Consider the following 15,076-nt stretch of genomic DNA (forward strand, 5'->3'; position numbering starts at 1 on the left):
CACCACCGCCCCTCCCCCTGACGTGCGGAATCATTAAAAAAACCGCTCGCCGCCAGCGCGCAGCGCACCCGCAACACGTTCAAATGCACAGACGCCCATCGTGGCCGCCCGCGCGGCCGCGATGGGCAGCCCCGCAGATTCCATTCCCCGCACACAGGTCTAGCAGCGCGACAAGCCTAGACGCACGTAGCCCCTCGGGCGGGCGGACCCGGTGGCGGGCAACCTCGATGCGCCCGAGGGAATCCGTAGGCAGCCGCCGGCAGGCGGCAACGAGGATGACGAAGGGGGGGCCGCCTAGGCAAGTCCGGAGCGAACGCTCCGGACCGCAATCGTGGGCGCCCGCCACCGGGTCCGCCCGCCCGAGGGGCGACCTACGAAGATCAAACGACGCCCCAAACCTCCACTGCACCCCCACTGCCAATCCCCCCAGCACCCCAAACCCGTCCCCAAAATCCCCCCCACGTTTCCCCCATTTGCGATCCTCCCATTCCAGGTATATATTTCAAGCCTAAACTATCAAGGCCTAAAAATAGCAGCGACCCGCCCCAAGCTTCCGGGCCGCACTTCTTGGAGCGTTACGGCAATGAAAATCGTATGCATTGGTGGTGGTCCCGCCGGCCTGTATTTCGGTCTGCTCATGAAGCTGCAAGACCCGGCCAACGAAGTCACCGTGATCGAGCGCAACCGGCCCTATGACACCTTTGGCTGGGGCGTGGTGTTCTCGGATGCCACCATGCAGAACCTGCGCGAAGCCGATCCGGTTTCGGCCCAGACCATCGGTGACGCCTTCAACCACTGGGACGACATCGACATCCATTTCAAAGGCCGCAGTATCCGCAGCGGCGGCCATGGCTTCATCGGCATCGGCCGCAAGAAGCTGCTCAACATCCTGCAGGCGCGTTGCGAAGACGTTGGCGTCAAACTGGTATTCGAGAACTTCGTCCAGGACGACCAGGCCATCGCCCGCGAATACGACGCCGACCTCGTCATCGCCTCCGACGGCATCAACAGCCAGGTCCGCACCCGCTACACCGACACCTTCCATCCCGATATCGACCAGCGCCGCTGCCGCTTCGTCTGGCTCGGCACCAAGAAGGTGTTCGATGCCTTCACCTTCGCCTTCGTGCAGACCGAACACGGCTGGTTCCAGGCGCATGCCTACCGCTACGAAGACGGCATGTCGACCTTCATCGTCGAAACGCCCGAGGAAACCTGGCAGGCCGCCGGCATCGAGCAGATGAGCCAGGAAGAAGGCATCGCCTACTGCGAAAAACTGTTTGCGCCCTGGCTGGACGGCAATCCCCTGGTCAGCAACGCCTCGCATCTGCGCGGCTCGGCCATCTGGATCCGCTTCCCGCGCGTCATCTGCAACACCTGGGTCCATTGGAACCAGCTGGAAACCAGCCGCGGCAAGCGCGCCGTGCCCGTGGTGCTGATGGGCGACGCGGCGCATACCGCGCACTTCTCCATCGGCTCGGGCACCAAGCTGGCGCTGGAAGACGCCATCGAACTGGCGCGCTGCCTGAGCGGCGCCGAAGGCAGCGTCGAGCGCGGCCTGAAGCATTACGAGGAAGTGCGCAGCGTCGAAGTGCTGAAGATCCAGAATGCCGCCCGCAACTCCACCGAGTGGTTCGAGAACGTGGCGCGCTACGCCGAACTCGAACCCGAACAATTCGCCTATTCGCTGTTGACCCGTTCGCAGCGCATCTCGCACGAGAACCTGCGGCTGCGCGATCCGGCCTGGCTGGAAGGCTTCGAGCGCTGGATCGCCGAGCATGCCGGCGCTCAGGCGCCGGCCGGCCAGCGGCCGCCGCTGCCCATGCTGACGCCGTACCAGGCGCGCGGCGTCAAGCTCAAGAACCGCATCCTGGTGTCGCCGATGGCCATGTATTCCTGCACCGACGGCGTGCCGGGCGACTTCCACCTGGTGCACCTGGGCGCCCGCGCCATGGGCGGCGCCGGGCTGGTGATGGTGGAAATGACCTGCGTCTCGCCCGATGGCCGCATCACCCCGGGATGCCCGGGCCTGTGGAACGACGAGCAGCAGCAGGCCTTTGCCCGCATCGTCGGCTTCGTCCACGGCAACAGCGACGCCCGCATCGGCGTGCAGCTGGGCCATGCCGGCCGCAAGGGCTCGACCCAGCTGGGCTGGCAGAAGATCGACCATCCGCTGGCCGAAGGCAACTGGCCGCTGCTGTCGGCCTCGGCCCTGCCGTACATCGAAGGCGTGTCGCAGACGCCGCGCGCCATGACGCGCGCCGACATGGACGACGTGCGCGACAACTTCGTGGCCGCCGCGCGCCGCGCCCAGGCCGCCGGTTTCGACTGGCTCGAACTGCACTGCGCCCACGGCTACCTGCTGTCCAGCTTCATCTCGCCGCTGACCAACCGGCGCGACGACGAATACGGCGGCAGCCTGGAAAACCGCCTGCGCTTCCCGCTGGAAGTGTTCCGCGCGGTGCGCGCCGTGTGGCCCGAGGACAAGCCGATGTCGGTGCGGATCTCGGCCAGCGACTGGGTCGAGGGCGGCATCACGCCCGATGACGCCGTCGAGATCGCGCGCCACTTCAAGGCCGCCGGCGCCGACATGATCGACTGCTCGTCGGGCCAGGTCAGCAAGGAAGAAAAGCCGGTCTACGGCCGCATGTTCCAGACGCCGTTCGCCGACCGCGTGCGCAACGAGGCCGGCATCCCCACCATCGCGGTGGGCGCCATCTTCGAGGCCGACCACGCCAACGGCATCATCGCCTCGGGCCGCGCCGACCTCTGCGCGCTGGCGCGTCCCCATCTGGCCGACGCCTCCTGGACGCTGCGCGAATCGGCCCGCGTGGGCTATCGTGACGTGAGCTGGCCGAGCCAGTACTTCGCCGGCAAGCGCCAGCTGGAAACCAATTTCGAACGCGCCGCCGCCATGGCGCAACTGGACATCAAATGAGCACGTCCTCCCTTCCCTTGGCCGGACGCCACGCGCTGGTGACGGGCGGCGCCCGCGGCATCGGCCTGGCCAGCGCCCGCGCGCTGCTGGCGCGCGGCGCCCGCGTCACGCTGCTGGGCCGCGACGGCGGCGCGCTGGAGGCGGCCGTCGACAGCCTGGCCAGCCTGGGCCAGGTGCAGGCGGTCAGCGCCGACATCGCCGACGAGGCCTCGGTGCGCCAGGCCTTTGTCCAGGCCGAGGCCGAACTGGGTCCGGTGCTGGTGCTGGTCAATAACGCCGGCCAGGCCGTCAGCCAGCGCTTCGACCGCACCGACGCGGCGCTGTGGCAGTCGATGCTGGCGGTCAACCTGACCGGCACCTTCCACTGCATCCAGGCGGCCTTGCCCGGCATGCTGGCCGCCAAGTGGGGCCGCGTCATCAACGTGGCCAGCACCGCCGGCCTGATCGGCTACGCCTACGTCAGCGCCTACTGCGCGGCCAAGCACGGCGTGATCGGCCTGACCCGCTCGCTGGCGCTGGAGACGGCGCAGAAGGGCGTCACCGTCAACGCCGTCTGCCCCGGCTATACCGAGACCGACATCGTGCGCGGCGCGGTCGCCAATATCGTCGAGAAGACCGGCATGACGCCGGACGCCGCCCGCGCCAAGCTGGCCGAGCGCAATCCGCAGGGCCGCCTGGTGCAGCCCGAGGAAGTGGCCGAGACGGTCGCCTGGCTGGCGCTGCCGGCCTCGTCGTCCATCAACGGCCAGGCCATCGCCGTCGACGGCGGCGAAGTGATGACCGGCTGAGCCCCCGCCCACCCCTAAGATTCCAGAACGGAGACACCATGAGCACGCAGCCCGAAGAGCACACCATGAAGCACCACAAGCGCCCGCTGGCCGGCTACCAGGCCCGGACGTTCCTGTGGCAGGTGTCGGCCGACGGCAAGGTCGCCACCATCACGCTCAACCGGCCCGAGCGCAAGAACCCGCTGACCTTCGATTCCTATGCCGAGCTGCGCGACCTGTTCCGCGCGCTGGTGTACGCGACCGACATCAAGGTAGTGGTGGTGACGGGCGCCGGCGGCAACTTCTGCTCCGGCGGCGACGTGCATGAAATCATCGGGCCGCTGACCAAGATGAGCATGCCCGAGCTGCTGGACTTCACCCGCATGACGGGCGACCTGGTCAAGGCCATGCGCGCCTGCCCGCAGCCGATCGTGGCGGCGGTGGACGGCGTCTGCGCCGGCGCTGGCGCGATGGTGGCGCTGGCCTCCGACATGCGCCTGGGCACGCCGGCCGCGCGCACCGCCTTCCTGTTCACCCGGGTGGGCCTGGCGGGCGCCGATATGGGCGCCTGCACGCTGCTGCCGCGCATGATCGGCCAGGGCCGCGCCTCCGAACTGCTGTACACCGGCCGCGCCATGACGGCCGAGGAAGGCGCCAGCTGGGGCTTCTTCAACGCCCTGCACGAGTCCGACGCGCTGATGGAGGCCGCCGCCAAGCTGGCCGCGCAACTGGCCGCGGGCCCCACCTTCGCCCACGGCGTGACCAAGAAACTGCTGCACCAGGAATGGAACATGGGCGTGGACGAGGCCATCGAGGCCGAAGCCGAGGCCCAGGCCATCTGCATGCAGACGCGCGATTTCCATCGCGCCTACGAGGCCTTCGTGGCCAAACAGAAGCCGGTCTTCGAGGGGAACTGATGATGCGCGACGCAAGCTGGCTGGACTGGCCCTTTTTCGACGACGCCCACCGCAAGCTGGCGCATGAGGTCGACGGCTGGTGCGAAAGCGCCCTGGGAGACGTCGACCACCACGACGCCGACGCCGCCTGCCGCAAGCTGGTCAAGGCCATGGGCCAGGCCGGCTGGCTGCGCTACGCGGTCGCCGGCGGCCCCGGCGGCGCCTGGGGCGGCGCGCTGCCCGAGGTCGATTCGCGTTCGGTCTGCATCCTGCGCGAGACCTTCGCGCGCCACGAGGGCCTGGCCGACTTCGCCTTCGCCATGCAAGGCCTGGGCAGCGGCGCGATCTCGCTGATGGGTTCGGACGCGCTGCGCCAGCGCTACCTGCCGCGCGTGGCCCGCGGCGAGGCCATCGCCGCCTTCGCGCTGTCCGAACCGGATGCCGGCTCGGACGTGGCCGCGCTGGCCTGCGAGGCCCGGCTGGAGGGCGATCACTACGTGCTCAACGGCGCCAAGACCTGGATTTCCAACGGCGGCATCGCCGACTTCTATTGCGTGTTCGCCCGCACCGGCGAGGCGCCGGGCGCGCGCGGCATCAGCGCCTTCGTGGTGGATGCCGACACCCCGGGCTTCGAGATCTCGGAGCGCATCGAGCTGATCGCGCCGCACCCGCTGGCCACCATCACCTTCGACAACTGCCGCATCCCGGTGTCGCAGCGGCTGGGCGAGGCGGGGCAGGGCTTCAAGCTGGCGATGATGACGCTGGACATCTTCCGCGCCTCGGTGGCGGCCGCCGCGCTGGGCTTTGCGCGCCGCGCGCTGGACGAAGGCCTGGCGCGCGCCAGGTCGCGCCGCATGTTCGGCCAGACCCTGGCCGACCTGCAACTGACGCAGGCGGCGCTGGGCGACATGGCCACGGCCATCGACGCCTCGGCGCTGCTGACGTATCGCGCCGCGTGGATGCGCGACGTGCAGAAACAACGCACCACGCGCGAAGCGGCCATGGCCAAGATGACGGCCACCGAATCGGCGCAGAGCGTGATCGACCGCGCGCTGCAGATGTTCGGCGGCGCGGGCGTGGTGTCGGGGATGCCGGTGGAGAAGCTTTACAGGGAAATCAGAGCGCTGCGTATCTACGAAGGCGCCACCGAAGTGCAGAAGTTGATCATCGCCCGGGAACTGCTGAAGGCCTGAAGAAACCATCGAGTTTCCGCTTTCGGCAGTCAACTACACCGCATCAGCAAGGGGAATTTCATGGAAGTATCCGCCCACATCGACACTTTCGCCCGGGACAATCTGCCCCCGGGCGAACAATGGCCCGAGTTCCTGCTGGACGGCCCCGACGTGGCCTATCCCAAGCGCTTCAATTGCGCGGTTGAGCTGGTGGACGCCATGGTCGACCGTGGCCACGGCGAGCGCGTCGCGCTGCGCTGGGCGCAGGACGGCAAGCCGGCCACCATGACCTACCGCGAGCTGGCCGCGCTGACCAACCGCATTGCCCGCGTGCTGGTCGAGGACATGAAGCTGGTGCCGGGCAACCGCCTGCTGCTGCGCGGCCCCAACAATCCGATGATGGCCGCTTCGTGGCTGGCCGCCATCAAGGCGGGCCTGGTGACGGTGCCGACCATGCCGCTGCTGCGCGCCAAGGAGCTCAAGCAGATCATCGACAAGGCGCAGATCCAGGCGGTGCTGTGCGACGTGCGCCTGAAGGACGAGGCGCAGTTCTGCGCTCAGCCGGACCACGAACATCATTGTCCGGGGCTGGCGCAGATCGTGTATTTCAACGACACGGCGCCCGAGGCGCTGGACACGCTGGCAGCGGCCAAGCCGGATGATTTCACGGCCTGCGATACCGCCGCCGATGACGTCTGCCTGATCGCCTTCACCAGCGGCACCACCGGCGCGCCCAAGGGCTGCATGCATTTCCATCGCGATGTGCTGGCGATGTGCGACCTGTTTCCCAAGCATGTCATCAAGCCGGGTCCGGATGACATTTTCTGCGGCACGCCGCCGCTGGCGTTCACCTTCGGCCTGGGTGGCCTGCTGTGCTTTCCGCTGCGGGTCGGCGCCAGCACCGTGCTGGCCGAGCGCCTGACGCCGGAAAGCCTGCTGCAGCTGATCCAGGACTTTCGCGCCACCATCGTCTTCACCGCTCCGACTTTCTACCGCCAGATGGCGGCGCTGGTGGGCAAGTTCGACCTGTCCTCGCTCAAGAAGAGCGTGTCGGCCGGCGAGGCCCTGCCCGACGCGACGCGCCAGTTGTGGAAGGAGGCCAGCGGCATCGAGATGATCGACGGCATCGGCGGCACCGAGATGATCCACGTGTTCGTGTCCAGCCCGCCGGAGTCGGTGCGCCGCGGCGCCATCGGCCGCGTGGTGCCCGGTTACATCGCGCAGATCGTGGACGACGACATGAACCCGGTGCCCAATGGCACGGCGGGCCGCCTGGCGATCAAGGGGCCGACCGGCTGCCGCTACCTGGCCGACGAGCGCCAGCGGCGTTTCGTGCAGAAGGGTTGGAACCTGCCGGGCGATACGTTCGTGCAGGACGATGACGGCTATCTGTTCTACCAGGCGCGCAACGACGACATGATTGTCTCGGCCGGCTACAACATCGCCGGGCCGGAGGTCGAGGACGCGCTGCTGCGCCACGAGGCGGTGGCCGAATGCGGCGTGGTGGGCGCGCCCGACGACGAGCGCGGCCAGCTGGTCAAGGCGTTCGTGGTGCTCAAGCCCGGCTTCGAGCCGAGCGAGGCGCTGGTGGCGGCGCTGCAGCAGTTCGTCAAGGCCAACATCGCGCCCTACAAGTATCCCCGTGCCATCGAGTTCGTCTCCGCGCTGCCGCGCACCGAGACGGGCAAGCTGCAGCGTTTCGCGCTGCGCAAGATGGCCTGATTCCGCATCAAGGAAATTCCATGGCAGCTCCGTTCGTCAGCCAGGTTGAAGTCCGCTTCCGTCATTGCGATCCGGCGGGCATCGTTTTCTACCCGCGCTATTTCGAGATGATCAATGACTTTGTCGAGGAGTGGTTCGACAAGGGCATGGGCTTGCCATTCCACGCGCTGCACGTGGAGCGCCATATCGGCACGCCGATGGCGTCGGTGACGTGCGATTTCAGCGCGCCGAGCCGCTGGCACGAGAAGCTGCGGCAGACGCTGCAGGTGCAGCGCATCGGCGGCGCGTCGTTCAAGGCGTTGGTGCGCTTCGAGGGGCCGGACGGGCAGTTGCGGCTGTCGGCGACGTTGACGATCGTGACGGTGGATCTGCGCACGATGAAGTCGATGCCGTTGCCGGCGGATCTGCGCGAGCGCATGCAGGATTATCTGGTTGCCGCCGAGTGAGTTCGGCGGGGGCCGCCCTGGTGTTTGTTTTTTGAAAATAGGATGAGACGTTATGAAGATTCTGCAACCGCCGGATTGGATGGCGCCGCGGGGCTATTCGAATGGGATCCTGACCGAGATGACGGTGGGGAGCAAGCTGGTGTTCGTGGGCGGGCAGGTGGGCTGGAACGGGCAGCAGCAGTTCGAGTCGGATGAACTGGCCGATCAGGTGCGGCAGACGTTGGCGAACATCGTGGCGATTCTCGCCGAGGGCGGGGCCAGGCCGGAGCATATCGTTCGGATGACGTGGTATGTGACGGACAAGGATGCGTATGTGGCGGCTTATCCGGAGATCGGGAAGCACTATCGTGAATTGATCGGGAGGCATTTCCCGGCGATGACGGCGGTGGAGGTGGCGGATCTGGTGGAGGATCGGGCCAAGGTGGAGATTGAAGTTACGGCTGTTGTGCCGGCTTGAGTATGGGCCGGCCTGGCGTGTGATGCGCTGGGTTGGGTTCTTTAGCCGCGGGTGACGGGGCAGGCGGGGGATGGCGGGGCTACGATTGCGGTCCGGAGCCTTCGCTCCGGACTGCCCCTTCCTCATCTTCGTCACAGCCTTCGGCTGTTCCTTCAGATTCCGTCGGGCGCATCTACACGCCCCGCCATCCCCCGCCTGCCCCGTCACCCGCTCACGATAAGAATTAATGGCGGATGCCGGGGAGGACGCGTTTCTTGGCGATCTTAGCGGCGGTAATTCTTGTTCAGAGCGATTTGCGGGGCCCGCTTCAAGGCGGCCGCGCGGGCGGCCTTTTGAAGCTTACGTGGTGTCTTGCGGGGGCGGATGACGCTGCGCGCTTGCGGGGTGATTTATCACATATGTAGTGATTCAACTACGTTAGTGATTCTGTGCCCTTGGCTGCGGGGTTGGCGCATGGCGCCAGGTGGCTGGCTATTTGCCGGCTTGGAAAGTTTCGCGGGGGAGTTCGCCGAAGCGGTCGCGGTAGTACTCGGAGAAGCGGCCCAGGTGGCTGATGCCTACGGATACCGCCACCTCGGTCACGCTTTCGCAGGCGCCTTGTTGCAGTTTTTCGCGGGCGGCGTCCAGGCGCAGGACGCGTAGCGCCTGCATGGGGGTGGTCTCGCGGTGTTGCTGGAACAGGCGGGTGAGGGCGCTGGGGCTGGCGCCGGCGCCGCGGGCGATGTCTGTCAGGGTCAGGGGGGCGGCCAGGTGGGCGCGCATGTAGGCTTCGGCCTGGGTGATGCGGCGGGGCAGGGCGGGGGCCAGGCCGGCGTGGCGTTGCCAGGTGTTGGGCTGGTTGTAGAGCAGGTGCAGGACGAGCGTGTCTTCCAGGTGTTCGAGCCAGGCGGCGGGGGGCCTTGGGGCGCCGTCGTCCAGGGTGGGCAGCAGGTGGATCAGGCTGGTCATCATGCTGCGCCAGGCGGCGCCGACGGGGGTGTCCAGGCGTAGCGAGGGGCTGAAGTCCAGGGGGCGGGCGGCGGCGTCGCCGAAGATGCGGTGGCCGATGGCTTCGAGCTTGCCGCGCGGGATCTTCAGCAGCAGTTGCTCGCAGCCGGCTTCCCAGTGCAGTTTCAGGGCGCGGTTGGGGGCGATGACGGCGGCGCAGTCGGGGTGGGCGTCGACGCAGTCGGTGCCGCATTCGATGCGGGCGCGGCCGCGCAGCGGCACCTGCACCAGCATGAAGTCCTGCAGGCGGTCGGGTTCGATGTGGACTTCGGCGCCGTAGCGCAACGTACAGACGCTCAGGGCGCCGAAGCGGGCGCGGTTCAGTTCGGCGTCGACGCGGCCGCCTTTCCAGGTCAGGCGGTGTTCCTTGAGCGCTTCGGAGACGCGTTCGCGCGTTTCGGCGGGCTGGGTGGAACTGAAGACGCGTCGTTTGAGCAATGGCGCCAGCTCGATGCGGGACCAGCCGTGCATGGATGCCTCCGGGACGGGAACGCTCCCGTATCGCCGTCGAGCGTAATGCAATCGTCAAGCGTTTGGAATTAAGTGAATCCCGGATATGCGTGCGCCGATTCGGATAGAGCCGCGCGCCCGGCCGTCCTAAGCTGGGGGTTGTTGGAAGGCGGCGCCGTGGCGCGTAAGCTGGCAGTTTTCATCGGTGGCTGGGTGTACCGACGGCAGACGGATTCTGTCAGCATTGCGCCGGCGGCGCCGGCGGATACCTGCGGGGTGGCTCATGAACGGAAAACTATGGCGCCGGCGCGCGCTGGCGGCGCTGGTCGCGGTGGGCTGTATGACGGCGGCCGGCGGCGCGTCGGCGGCGGACAAGATCAAGGTCGGCCTGCTGACCACGCTGTCTGGACCGGGCGCGGCGCTGGGCAATGAGATCCGCGACGGCTTCAATCTTGCGCTGCAGCATACCGGCGGCAAGCTGGGCGGCCTGCCGGCCGAGGTGGTAGTGGCCGATGACCAGCAGAAGGCCGATGCCGGGCGCCAGGCGGTCGAGCGCCTGCTCAAGCGCGACAAGGTCGACGTCATGACGGGGATCGTGTTTTCCAATGTGCTGCTGCCGGTGATGCCGGCCATCCTGCAGTCGGGCACGATCTACCTCAGCACCAACACCGGGCCCGAGAACTATGCCGGCGCGGGTTGCAATCCGAATTTCTTCGCGGTGGCCTGGCAGAACGAGGACATCCCGGCGGCGATGGGCAAGTACGCCGCCGACCAGGGTTTCAAGCGGGTGGCGCTGATCGCGCCGGATTATCCGGGCGGGCGAGAGTCGCTCAATGGCTTCAAGCGCCTGTACAAGGGCGGTCTGTCGGAAGAGATCTATACCCAGCTGGGCCAGCTCGACTACGGCGTCGAGATCACGCGGCTGCGCGCCAGCAAGCCCGACGCGGTGTTCTTCTTCCTGCCGGGCGGCATGGGCGTGAATTTCATCAAGCAGTTCAACGGCGCCGGCCTGGGCAAGGAGATCGTGCTGCTGGCGCCGGGCTTCTCGGGCGACGAGGATACGATCGCGGCGGTGGGCGCGCCGATCGAAGGCCTGCATAACTCGTCGCAATGGGCGGCCGACCTGGACAACCCGGCCAACCGCAAGTTCGTCGAGGACTTCAGGAAAACCTACAACCGCATCCCCACGCTGTACGCCTCGCAAGGCTACGACGCCGCCATGCTGCTGGACAGCGCGGTCAGGCAGACCGGCGGCAAGCTGGGCGCCGATGCGCTGCGCCCGGCCCTGCGCCGCGCTGATTTCAAGTCGGTGCGCGGCGAATTCAAGTTCAATCGCAATCAGTACCCGATCCAGAACTACTACCTGCGCACCATCGTCAAGGGCGCGGACGGCAAGCTGGCCAACAAGCTGTCGGGCACGGTGCTGACGCAGTATCACGACCCGTTCGCCGCCGCCTGCCAGATGAAGTAAGGCAGGCGACGCACGCATCAGCACGCATCAAGGAGAGACGCATGACCGCAACCATCACGACGCGCGAGGTGTCCATCGCCTCGCACGACGGCAAATCATTCAGCGCCTACCTGGCCGTGCCGGCCTCGGGCCACGGACCCGGGCTGGTGCTGTGCCAGGAGATATTCGGCATCAACGACTTCATGCGCCGCACCGCGCAGTCGCTGGCCGAGGAGGGCTACGTGGTGCTGGCGCCGGACCTGTTCTGGCGCCAGCAGCCCGGCATCCAGCTGACCGACGGCCCGGCCGACATGCCGCGCGCCTTCGAGCTGTATCAGCGTTTCGACGTCGAGCTGGGCGTCAAGGACATCGCCGCGACCCTGGCGGCGCTGCGCGTCCTGCCCGAGCAGCAGGGCGGCGCCGGCGTGCTGGGCTATTGCCTGGGCGGCAAGCTGGCCTACCTGGCCGCCTGCCGCACCGATGCCGACGTGGCCATCGGCTACTACGGCGTGGGCATCGAGGACAGCCTGGAAGAAGCCGCCAACCTGCGCGGCCGGCTGGTGCTGCACATCGCCGAAAAGGACGGCTTCTGTCCGCCGCCGGCGCGCCAGCGCATCCTGGAGGCGCTGGGCGGCAAGGCCAACGTCGAGCTGTATGTATACCCCGGCATGGACCACGCCTTCGCCCGCACCGGCGGCGCGCACTATGACAAGCCGTCGGCGCTGATGGCGCACCAGCGCAGCATGGCCGCGCTGCAACGCGTGATCGGGCCGCAGTTCGATTATTCGTATCTGTGGGACAAGCACTGCGAATACGAGTTCGGCACCCGTGACGTGGCCGCGACCATGGCCACCATGGTGGCCGAGCCGTACGTCAACCACATCCCCACCATGACCGGCGGCGTGGGCTACCGCGAACTGTCGCGCTTCTATCAGCACCACTTCGTCAACAGCAATCCGCCCGACACCAGACTGGTGCCGTTGTCGCGCACCGTGGGCGCGACGCAGATCGTCGACGAACTGCTGTTCTGCTTCACTCACACCACCGAGATAGACTGGCTGCTGCCCGGCGTCGCGCCCACCGGCAAGTACGTCGAGATCCCGCTGGTGGCCATCGTCAAGTTCCGCGGCGACAAGCTCTGCCACGAACACATCTACTGGGACCAGGCCAGCGTGCTGGTGCAGATTGGCGTGCTCGATCCCAAGGGCCTGCCGGTGGCCGGCCGCGAGACCGCGCAGAAGCTGCTGGACGAGACCCTGCCTTCCAACACCCTGATGGCGCGCTGGAAAGACAGCGAGAACAAGTAGGAGACCGCCATGCCGTATAGCGATCAACAATTGGGCGAGATGGTGCGCGGCGACAGCGTGCACCGCGCCCTGTACACCGACCCGGCGATCTTCGAACTGGAGATGCAGCGCATCTACGGCCGCGCCTGGGTCTACGTCGGCCACGAAAGCCAGGTGCCCAAGACGGGCGACTATCACACCACGCGCCTGGGCGACCAGGACGTGCTGATGGTGCGCGCCAGCGACGGCCGCGTGCACGTCCTGTACAACCGCTGCCCGCACAAGGGCGCCAAGGTGGTGGCCGACGGCGACGGCTGCGTCGGCAAGTTCTTCCGCTGCCCGTACCACGCCTGGACCTTCAAGCTCGATGGCAGCCATCTCGGCGTGCCGCTCAAGCAGGGGCTGGAAGGCACCGCCTACGATCCCACCGACCCCGGCTTCTCCATGCGCCGCCTGCCGCGCGTGGAAAGCTATCGCGGCTTCGTCTTCGCCAGCCAGGCGCGCGACGGCCAGGGCCTGGCGGAATTCCTGGGCGGCGTGCGCTCGTCGATCGACAACCTGTGCGACCGCTCGCCGGTGGGCGAAGTGGAAGTGGCCGGCGGCATCTTCCGTGTGATGCAGCGCTCGAACTGGAAGGTGTTCTACGAGAACCTGCACGACACCATGCACGCCCGCGTGACGCACGAATCGTCCTTCGCCGCCGCCCGCGACGAAGCCAAGGAGATCGGCGAGATGCCGTTCGAGCTGCACATCATGGACGGCAACGGCGAGCCCTACGAGTTCTGGGAAAAGCTGGAGCTGCGCGCCTACGACAACGGCCACGGCTACATGGAAGGCATCTTCAACCCGGGCGCGGCCGAACGCGACCCGGTGTCGCGCGCCCATTTCGAGGCGCTGACCGCGGCCTACGGCGCAGACCGCGCCCGCGAGATCCTCGGCATGAACCGCCACAACACCGTCATCTACGGCAGCGGCTCGCCGCACACGGTGTTCCAGCAGTTCCGCGTGATCCGGCCGATCGCTGTCGACCGCACCCTGATCGAGATCCAGACGTTCCGCTGCAAGGGCGCGCCGGACGGCGTGTTCAAACGCGCCATGCTGTACGCCAACGTCATCAATTCGCCGTCGTCCAACGTCATGCCGGACGACATCGAGCTCTACAACCGCTGCCAGGAAGGCAACGCCACCCGTGGCGGCGAGTGGGTCAGCATGCACCGCTACCATGGCACCGACCGCAGCGACGCCGACGGCATGGTGTCGGTCAACGGCACCAGCGAGCTGCCGATGCGCAACCAGTTCCGCGCCTGGAAAAACTACATGGAGGCCGGTCCCGTGGCGCCCGCACACGGCCAAGGAGAAGGCGCATGCTGCTAGACCTGGAATTCGACGTATCCACCGCCAACCTGGCGCCGGCCGACGTGCCGGCCGAGGCCTATCACCGCATCGCCCAGTTCCTGTACCGCGAGGCGCGGCTGCTAGACGAGCGCCGCTACGACGACTGGCAGTCGCTGTGGACTGACGACGGCATGTACTGGATGCCGCGCGAACCGGGCCAGTCCAGCCCCTACGACCACATCTCGCTGTTCTGGGAAGACCGCATGCTGCGCGACGTGCGCATCCGCCGGCTGCAACACCCGCGCAACTGGTCGCAGCAGCCGCCCACGCGCAGCGCGCGGCTGGTGGGCGCGGTGCAGGTCGAGGGCGTGGACGCCGGCGGCAACCTGGTGGTGCACTCGGCATTCCAGATGACCGAATGGCGCAAGCGCCAGCCGCGCCAGCTGGCGGGACGCTACACCCATAAGCTGGCCGCCGACGGCGACAGCTGGCGCATCCGCATGAAGCGCGTTGACCTGGTGAACTGCGACGACGCGCACGACGTGTTCGAGGTGTTCGTGTGAGCGCGATCGACGCCGCGGTGCTGGCGCTGCACTACCAGAACGACGTGCTGCATCCCGAAGGCAAGATCCGCGTCGGGCTGGACGCCGATGGCGCGGTGCGCCAGCGCCTGCTGCGTGGCGCCGCCGACCTGCTCGACGGCGCCCGTAGCCATGGCCTGCCGATCGTGCACGTGCGCATCGCCTTCAGGCCCGACTATGCCGACCTGCTGCCCAACTGCGACATCTTCCGCAACGTCGCCAGCATCGGCGCCGTGGCCGAGGGGCAATGGGGCAGCGCCTTCTACGACGGCCTGCAACCGCTGGCCGGCAGCCCGCGCGAGTTCGTGGTCAAGCACACCCGCATCAGCGCCTTCTACGGCACGCCGCTGGAAGAGACGCTGCGGCTGCTGGGCGCGCGCCGGCTGGTGGTGGCGGGCGTGGCCACCCACTCGGTGGTCGAGGGCACCGTGCGGCATGCGGCGGATATCGGTTTCAATGTCATGGTGGCCGAAGACGCCTGCGCCTCGGCCGATCCGGCGGTGCATGACGCTTCGCTGGCCAGCATGCGCCTGATCGCGCAGACCGGCTCGGTGGCGCAGGCGGTGCGCTGGGCGGCCACCGCGCACTGAAC

The 15,076-nt window shown here is 67.5% G+C and carries 13 protein-coding genes; 12 read left to right on the plus strand and 1 reads right to left on the minus strand.

Features of this window, described 5'->3' with window-relative positions:
* Window positions 1-583 precede the first annotated feature (583 nt).
* From AT699_RS02925 to AT699_RS02955, 7 genes are read left to right on the plus strand one after another with little or no spacing between them, the layout of a single operon-like run.
* Entirely contained in the window at window positions 584-2,935 is a 2,352-nt protein-coding gene (locus tag AT699_RS02925; protein ID WP_024067652.1) for a bifunctional salicylyl-CoA 5-hydroxylase/oxidoreductase, read from the plus strand.
* On the plus strand, window positions 2,932-3,723 hold the full coding sequence (locus AT699_RS02930; protein ID WP_054498573.1) for an SDR family NAD(P)-dependent oxidoreductase: 792 nt from the start codon (window positions 2,932-2,934) through the stop codon (window positions 3,721-3,723). Before AT699_RS02925 ends, AT699_RS02930 begins: the two co-directional genes overlap by 4 nt.
* Before the next feature lie 38 nt (window positions 3,724-3,761).
* The gene (locus AT699_RS02935) at window positions 3,762-4,619 is read left to right on the plus strand and encodes an enoyl-CoA hydratase family protein (RefSeq protein WP_020925306.1); all 858 of its coding nucleotides are present in this window, start codon (window positions 3,762-3,764) and stop codon (window positions 4,617-4,619) included.
* A gap of 2 nt (window positions 4,620-4,621) precedes the next feature.
* Window positions 4,622-5,791 (plus strand): acyl-CoA dehydrogenase family protein, encoded by a 1,170-nt coding sequence (locus AT699_RS02940; protein ID WP_006388559.1) that lies wholly within the window; start codon window positions 4,622-4,624, stop codon window positions 5,789-5,791.
* A gap of 60 nt (window positions 5,792-5,851) precedes the next feature.
* Window positions 5,852-7,492 carry an AMP-binding protein gene (locus AT699_RS02945; RefSeq protein ID WP_024067655.1) on the plus strand — a complete coding sequence of 547 codons (1,641 nt, stop codon included), beginning with the start codon at window positions 5,852-5,854 and terminating at the stop codon, window positions 7,490-7,492.
* A 20-nt stretch (window positions 7,493-7,512) separates the two neighbouring features.
* A complete protein-coding gene (locus tag AT699_RS02950) occupies window positions 7,513-7,938 on the plus strand; it encodes an acyl-CoA thioesterase (protein WP_020925303.1) in 426 nt (141 codons plus the stop codon).
* 52 nt (window positions 7,939-7,990) lie between these two features.
* Window positions 7,991-8,395, plus strand: a complete 405-nt coding sequence (locus tag AT699_RS02955) for a RidA family protein (RefSeq protein ID WP_024067656.1) — start codon at window positions 7,991-7,993, stop codon at window positions 8,393-8,395.
* A 471-nt stretch (window positions 8,396-8,866) separates the two neighbouring features.
* Here the strand turns inward: AT699_RS02955 and AT699_RS02960 are convergent, their stop codons facing one another.
* On the minus strand, window positions 8,867-9,853 hold the full coding sequence (locus tag AT699_RS02960) for an AraC family transcriptional regulator (protein WP_024067657.1): 987 nt from the start codon (window positions 9,851-9,853) through the stop codon (window positions 8,867-8,869).
* A 262-nt stretch (window positions 9,854-10,115) separates the two neighbouring features.
* Here AT699_RS02960 and AT699_RS02965 point away from each other — a divergent pair, with 262 nt between their 5' ends.
* From AT699_RS02965 to AT699_RS02985, 5 genes are read left to right on the plus strand one after another with little or no spacing between them, the layout of a single operon-like run.
* A complete protein-coding gene (locus AT699_RS02965; RefSeq protein WP_024067658.1) occupies window positions 10,116-11,303 on the plus strand; it encodes an ABC transporter substrate-binding protein in 1,188 nt (395 codons plus the stop codon).
* A 41-nt stretch (window positions 11,304-11,344) separates the two neighbouring features.
* Window positions 11,345-12,589, plus strand: coding sequence for a dienelactone hydrolase family protein (locus AT699_RS02970; protein ID WP_024067659.1), 1,245 nt, complete (start codon window positions 11,345-11,347; stop codon window positions 12,587-12,589).
* Window positions 12,590-12,598: 9 nt separating this feature from the next.
* Entirely contained in the window at window positions 12,599-13,942 is a 1,344-nt protein-coding gene (locus tag AT699_RS02975) for an aromatic ring-hydroxylating dioxygenase subunit alpha (protein WP_024067660.1), read from the plus strand.
* Window positions 13,933-14,466, plus strand: a complete 534-nt coding sequence (locus tag AT699_RS02980; RefSeq protein ID WP_024067661.1) for an aromatic-ring-hydroxylating dioxygenase subunit beta — start codon at window positions 13,933-13,935, stop codon at window positions 14,464-14,466. Before AT699_RS02975 ends, AT699_RS02980 begins: the two co-directional genes overlap by 10 nt.
* On the plus strand, window positions 14,463-15,074 hold the full coding sequence (locus AT699_RS02985; protein WP_006388568.1) for a cysteine hydrolase family protein: 612 nt from the start codon (window positions 14,463-14,465) through the stop codon (window positions 15,072-15,074). Before AT699_RS02980 ends, AT699_RS02985 begins: the two co-directional genes overlap by 4 nt.
* Window positions 15,075-15,076: the final 2 nt, after the last annotated feature.

This window comes from Achromobacter xylosoxidans, from assembly GCF_001457475.1.
GTDB classification, from domain to species: Bacteria; Pseudomonadota; Gammaproteobacteria; order Burkholderiales; family Burkholderiaceae_B; genus Achromobacter; species Achromobacter xylosoxidans.

Excerpts from the sequence above, each read along its gene's own strand:
- AT699_RS02945 (WP_024067655.1), top strand. The coding sequence starts at position 5,852 with ATGGAAGTATCCGCCCACATCGACACTTTCGCCCGGGACAATCTGCCC.
- AT699_RS02925 (WP_024067652.1), top strand. The coding sequence starts at position 584 with ATGAAAATCGTATGCATTGGTGGTGGTCCCGCCGGCCTGTATTTCGGT.
- AT699_RS02930 (WP_054498573.1), top strand. The coding sequence starts at position 2,932 with ATGAGCACGTCCTCCCTTCCCTTGGCCGGACGCCACGCGCTGGTGACG.
- AT699_RS02940 (WP_006388559.1), top strand. The coding sequence starts at position 4,622 with ATGCGCGACGCAAGCTGGCTGGACTGGCCCTTTTTCGACGACGCCCAC.
- AT699_RS02980 (WP_024067661.1), top strand. The coding sequence starts at position 13,933 with ATGCTGCTAGACCTGGAATTCGACGTATCCACCGCCAACCTGGCGCCG.
- AT699_RS02965 (WP_024067658.1), top strand. The coding sequence starts at position 10,116 with ATGAACGGAAAACTATGGCGCCGGCGCGCGCTGGCGGCGCTGGTCGCG.
- AT699_RS02970 (WP_024067659.1), top strand. The coding sequence starts at position 11,345 with ATGACCGCAACCATCACGACGCGCGAGGTGTCCATCGCCTCGCACGAC.
- AT699_RS02955 (WP_024067656.1), top strand. The coding sequence starts at position 7,991 with ATGAAGATTCTGCAACCGCCGGATTGGATGGCGCCGCGGGGCTATTCG.
- AT699_RS02935 (WP_020925306.1), top strand. The coding sequence starts at position 3,762 with ATGAGCACGCAGCCCGAAGAGCACACCATGAAGCACCACAAGCGCCCG.
- AT699_RS02950 (WP_020925303.1), top strand. The coding sequence starts at position 7,513 with ATGGCAGCTCCGTTCGTCAGCCAGGTTGAAGTCCGCTTCCGTCATTGC.
- AT699_RS02960 (WP_024067657.1), bottom strand. The coding sequence starts at position 9,853 with ATGCACGGCTGGTCCCGCATCGAGCTGGCGCCATTGCTCAAACGACGC.
- AT699_RS02975 (WP_024067660.1), top strand. The coding sequence starts at position 12,599 with ATGCCGTATAGCGATCAACAATTGGGCGAGATGGTGCGCGGCGACAGC.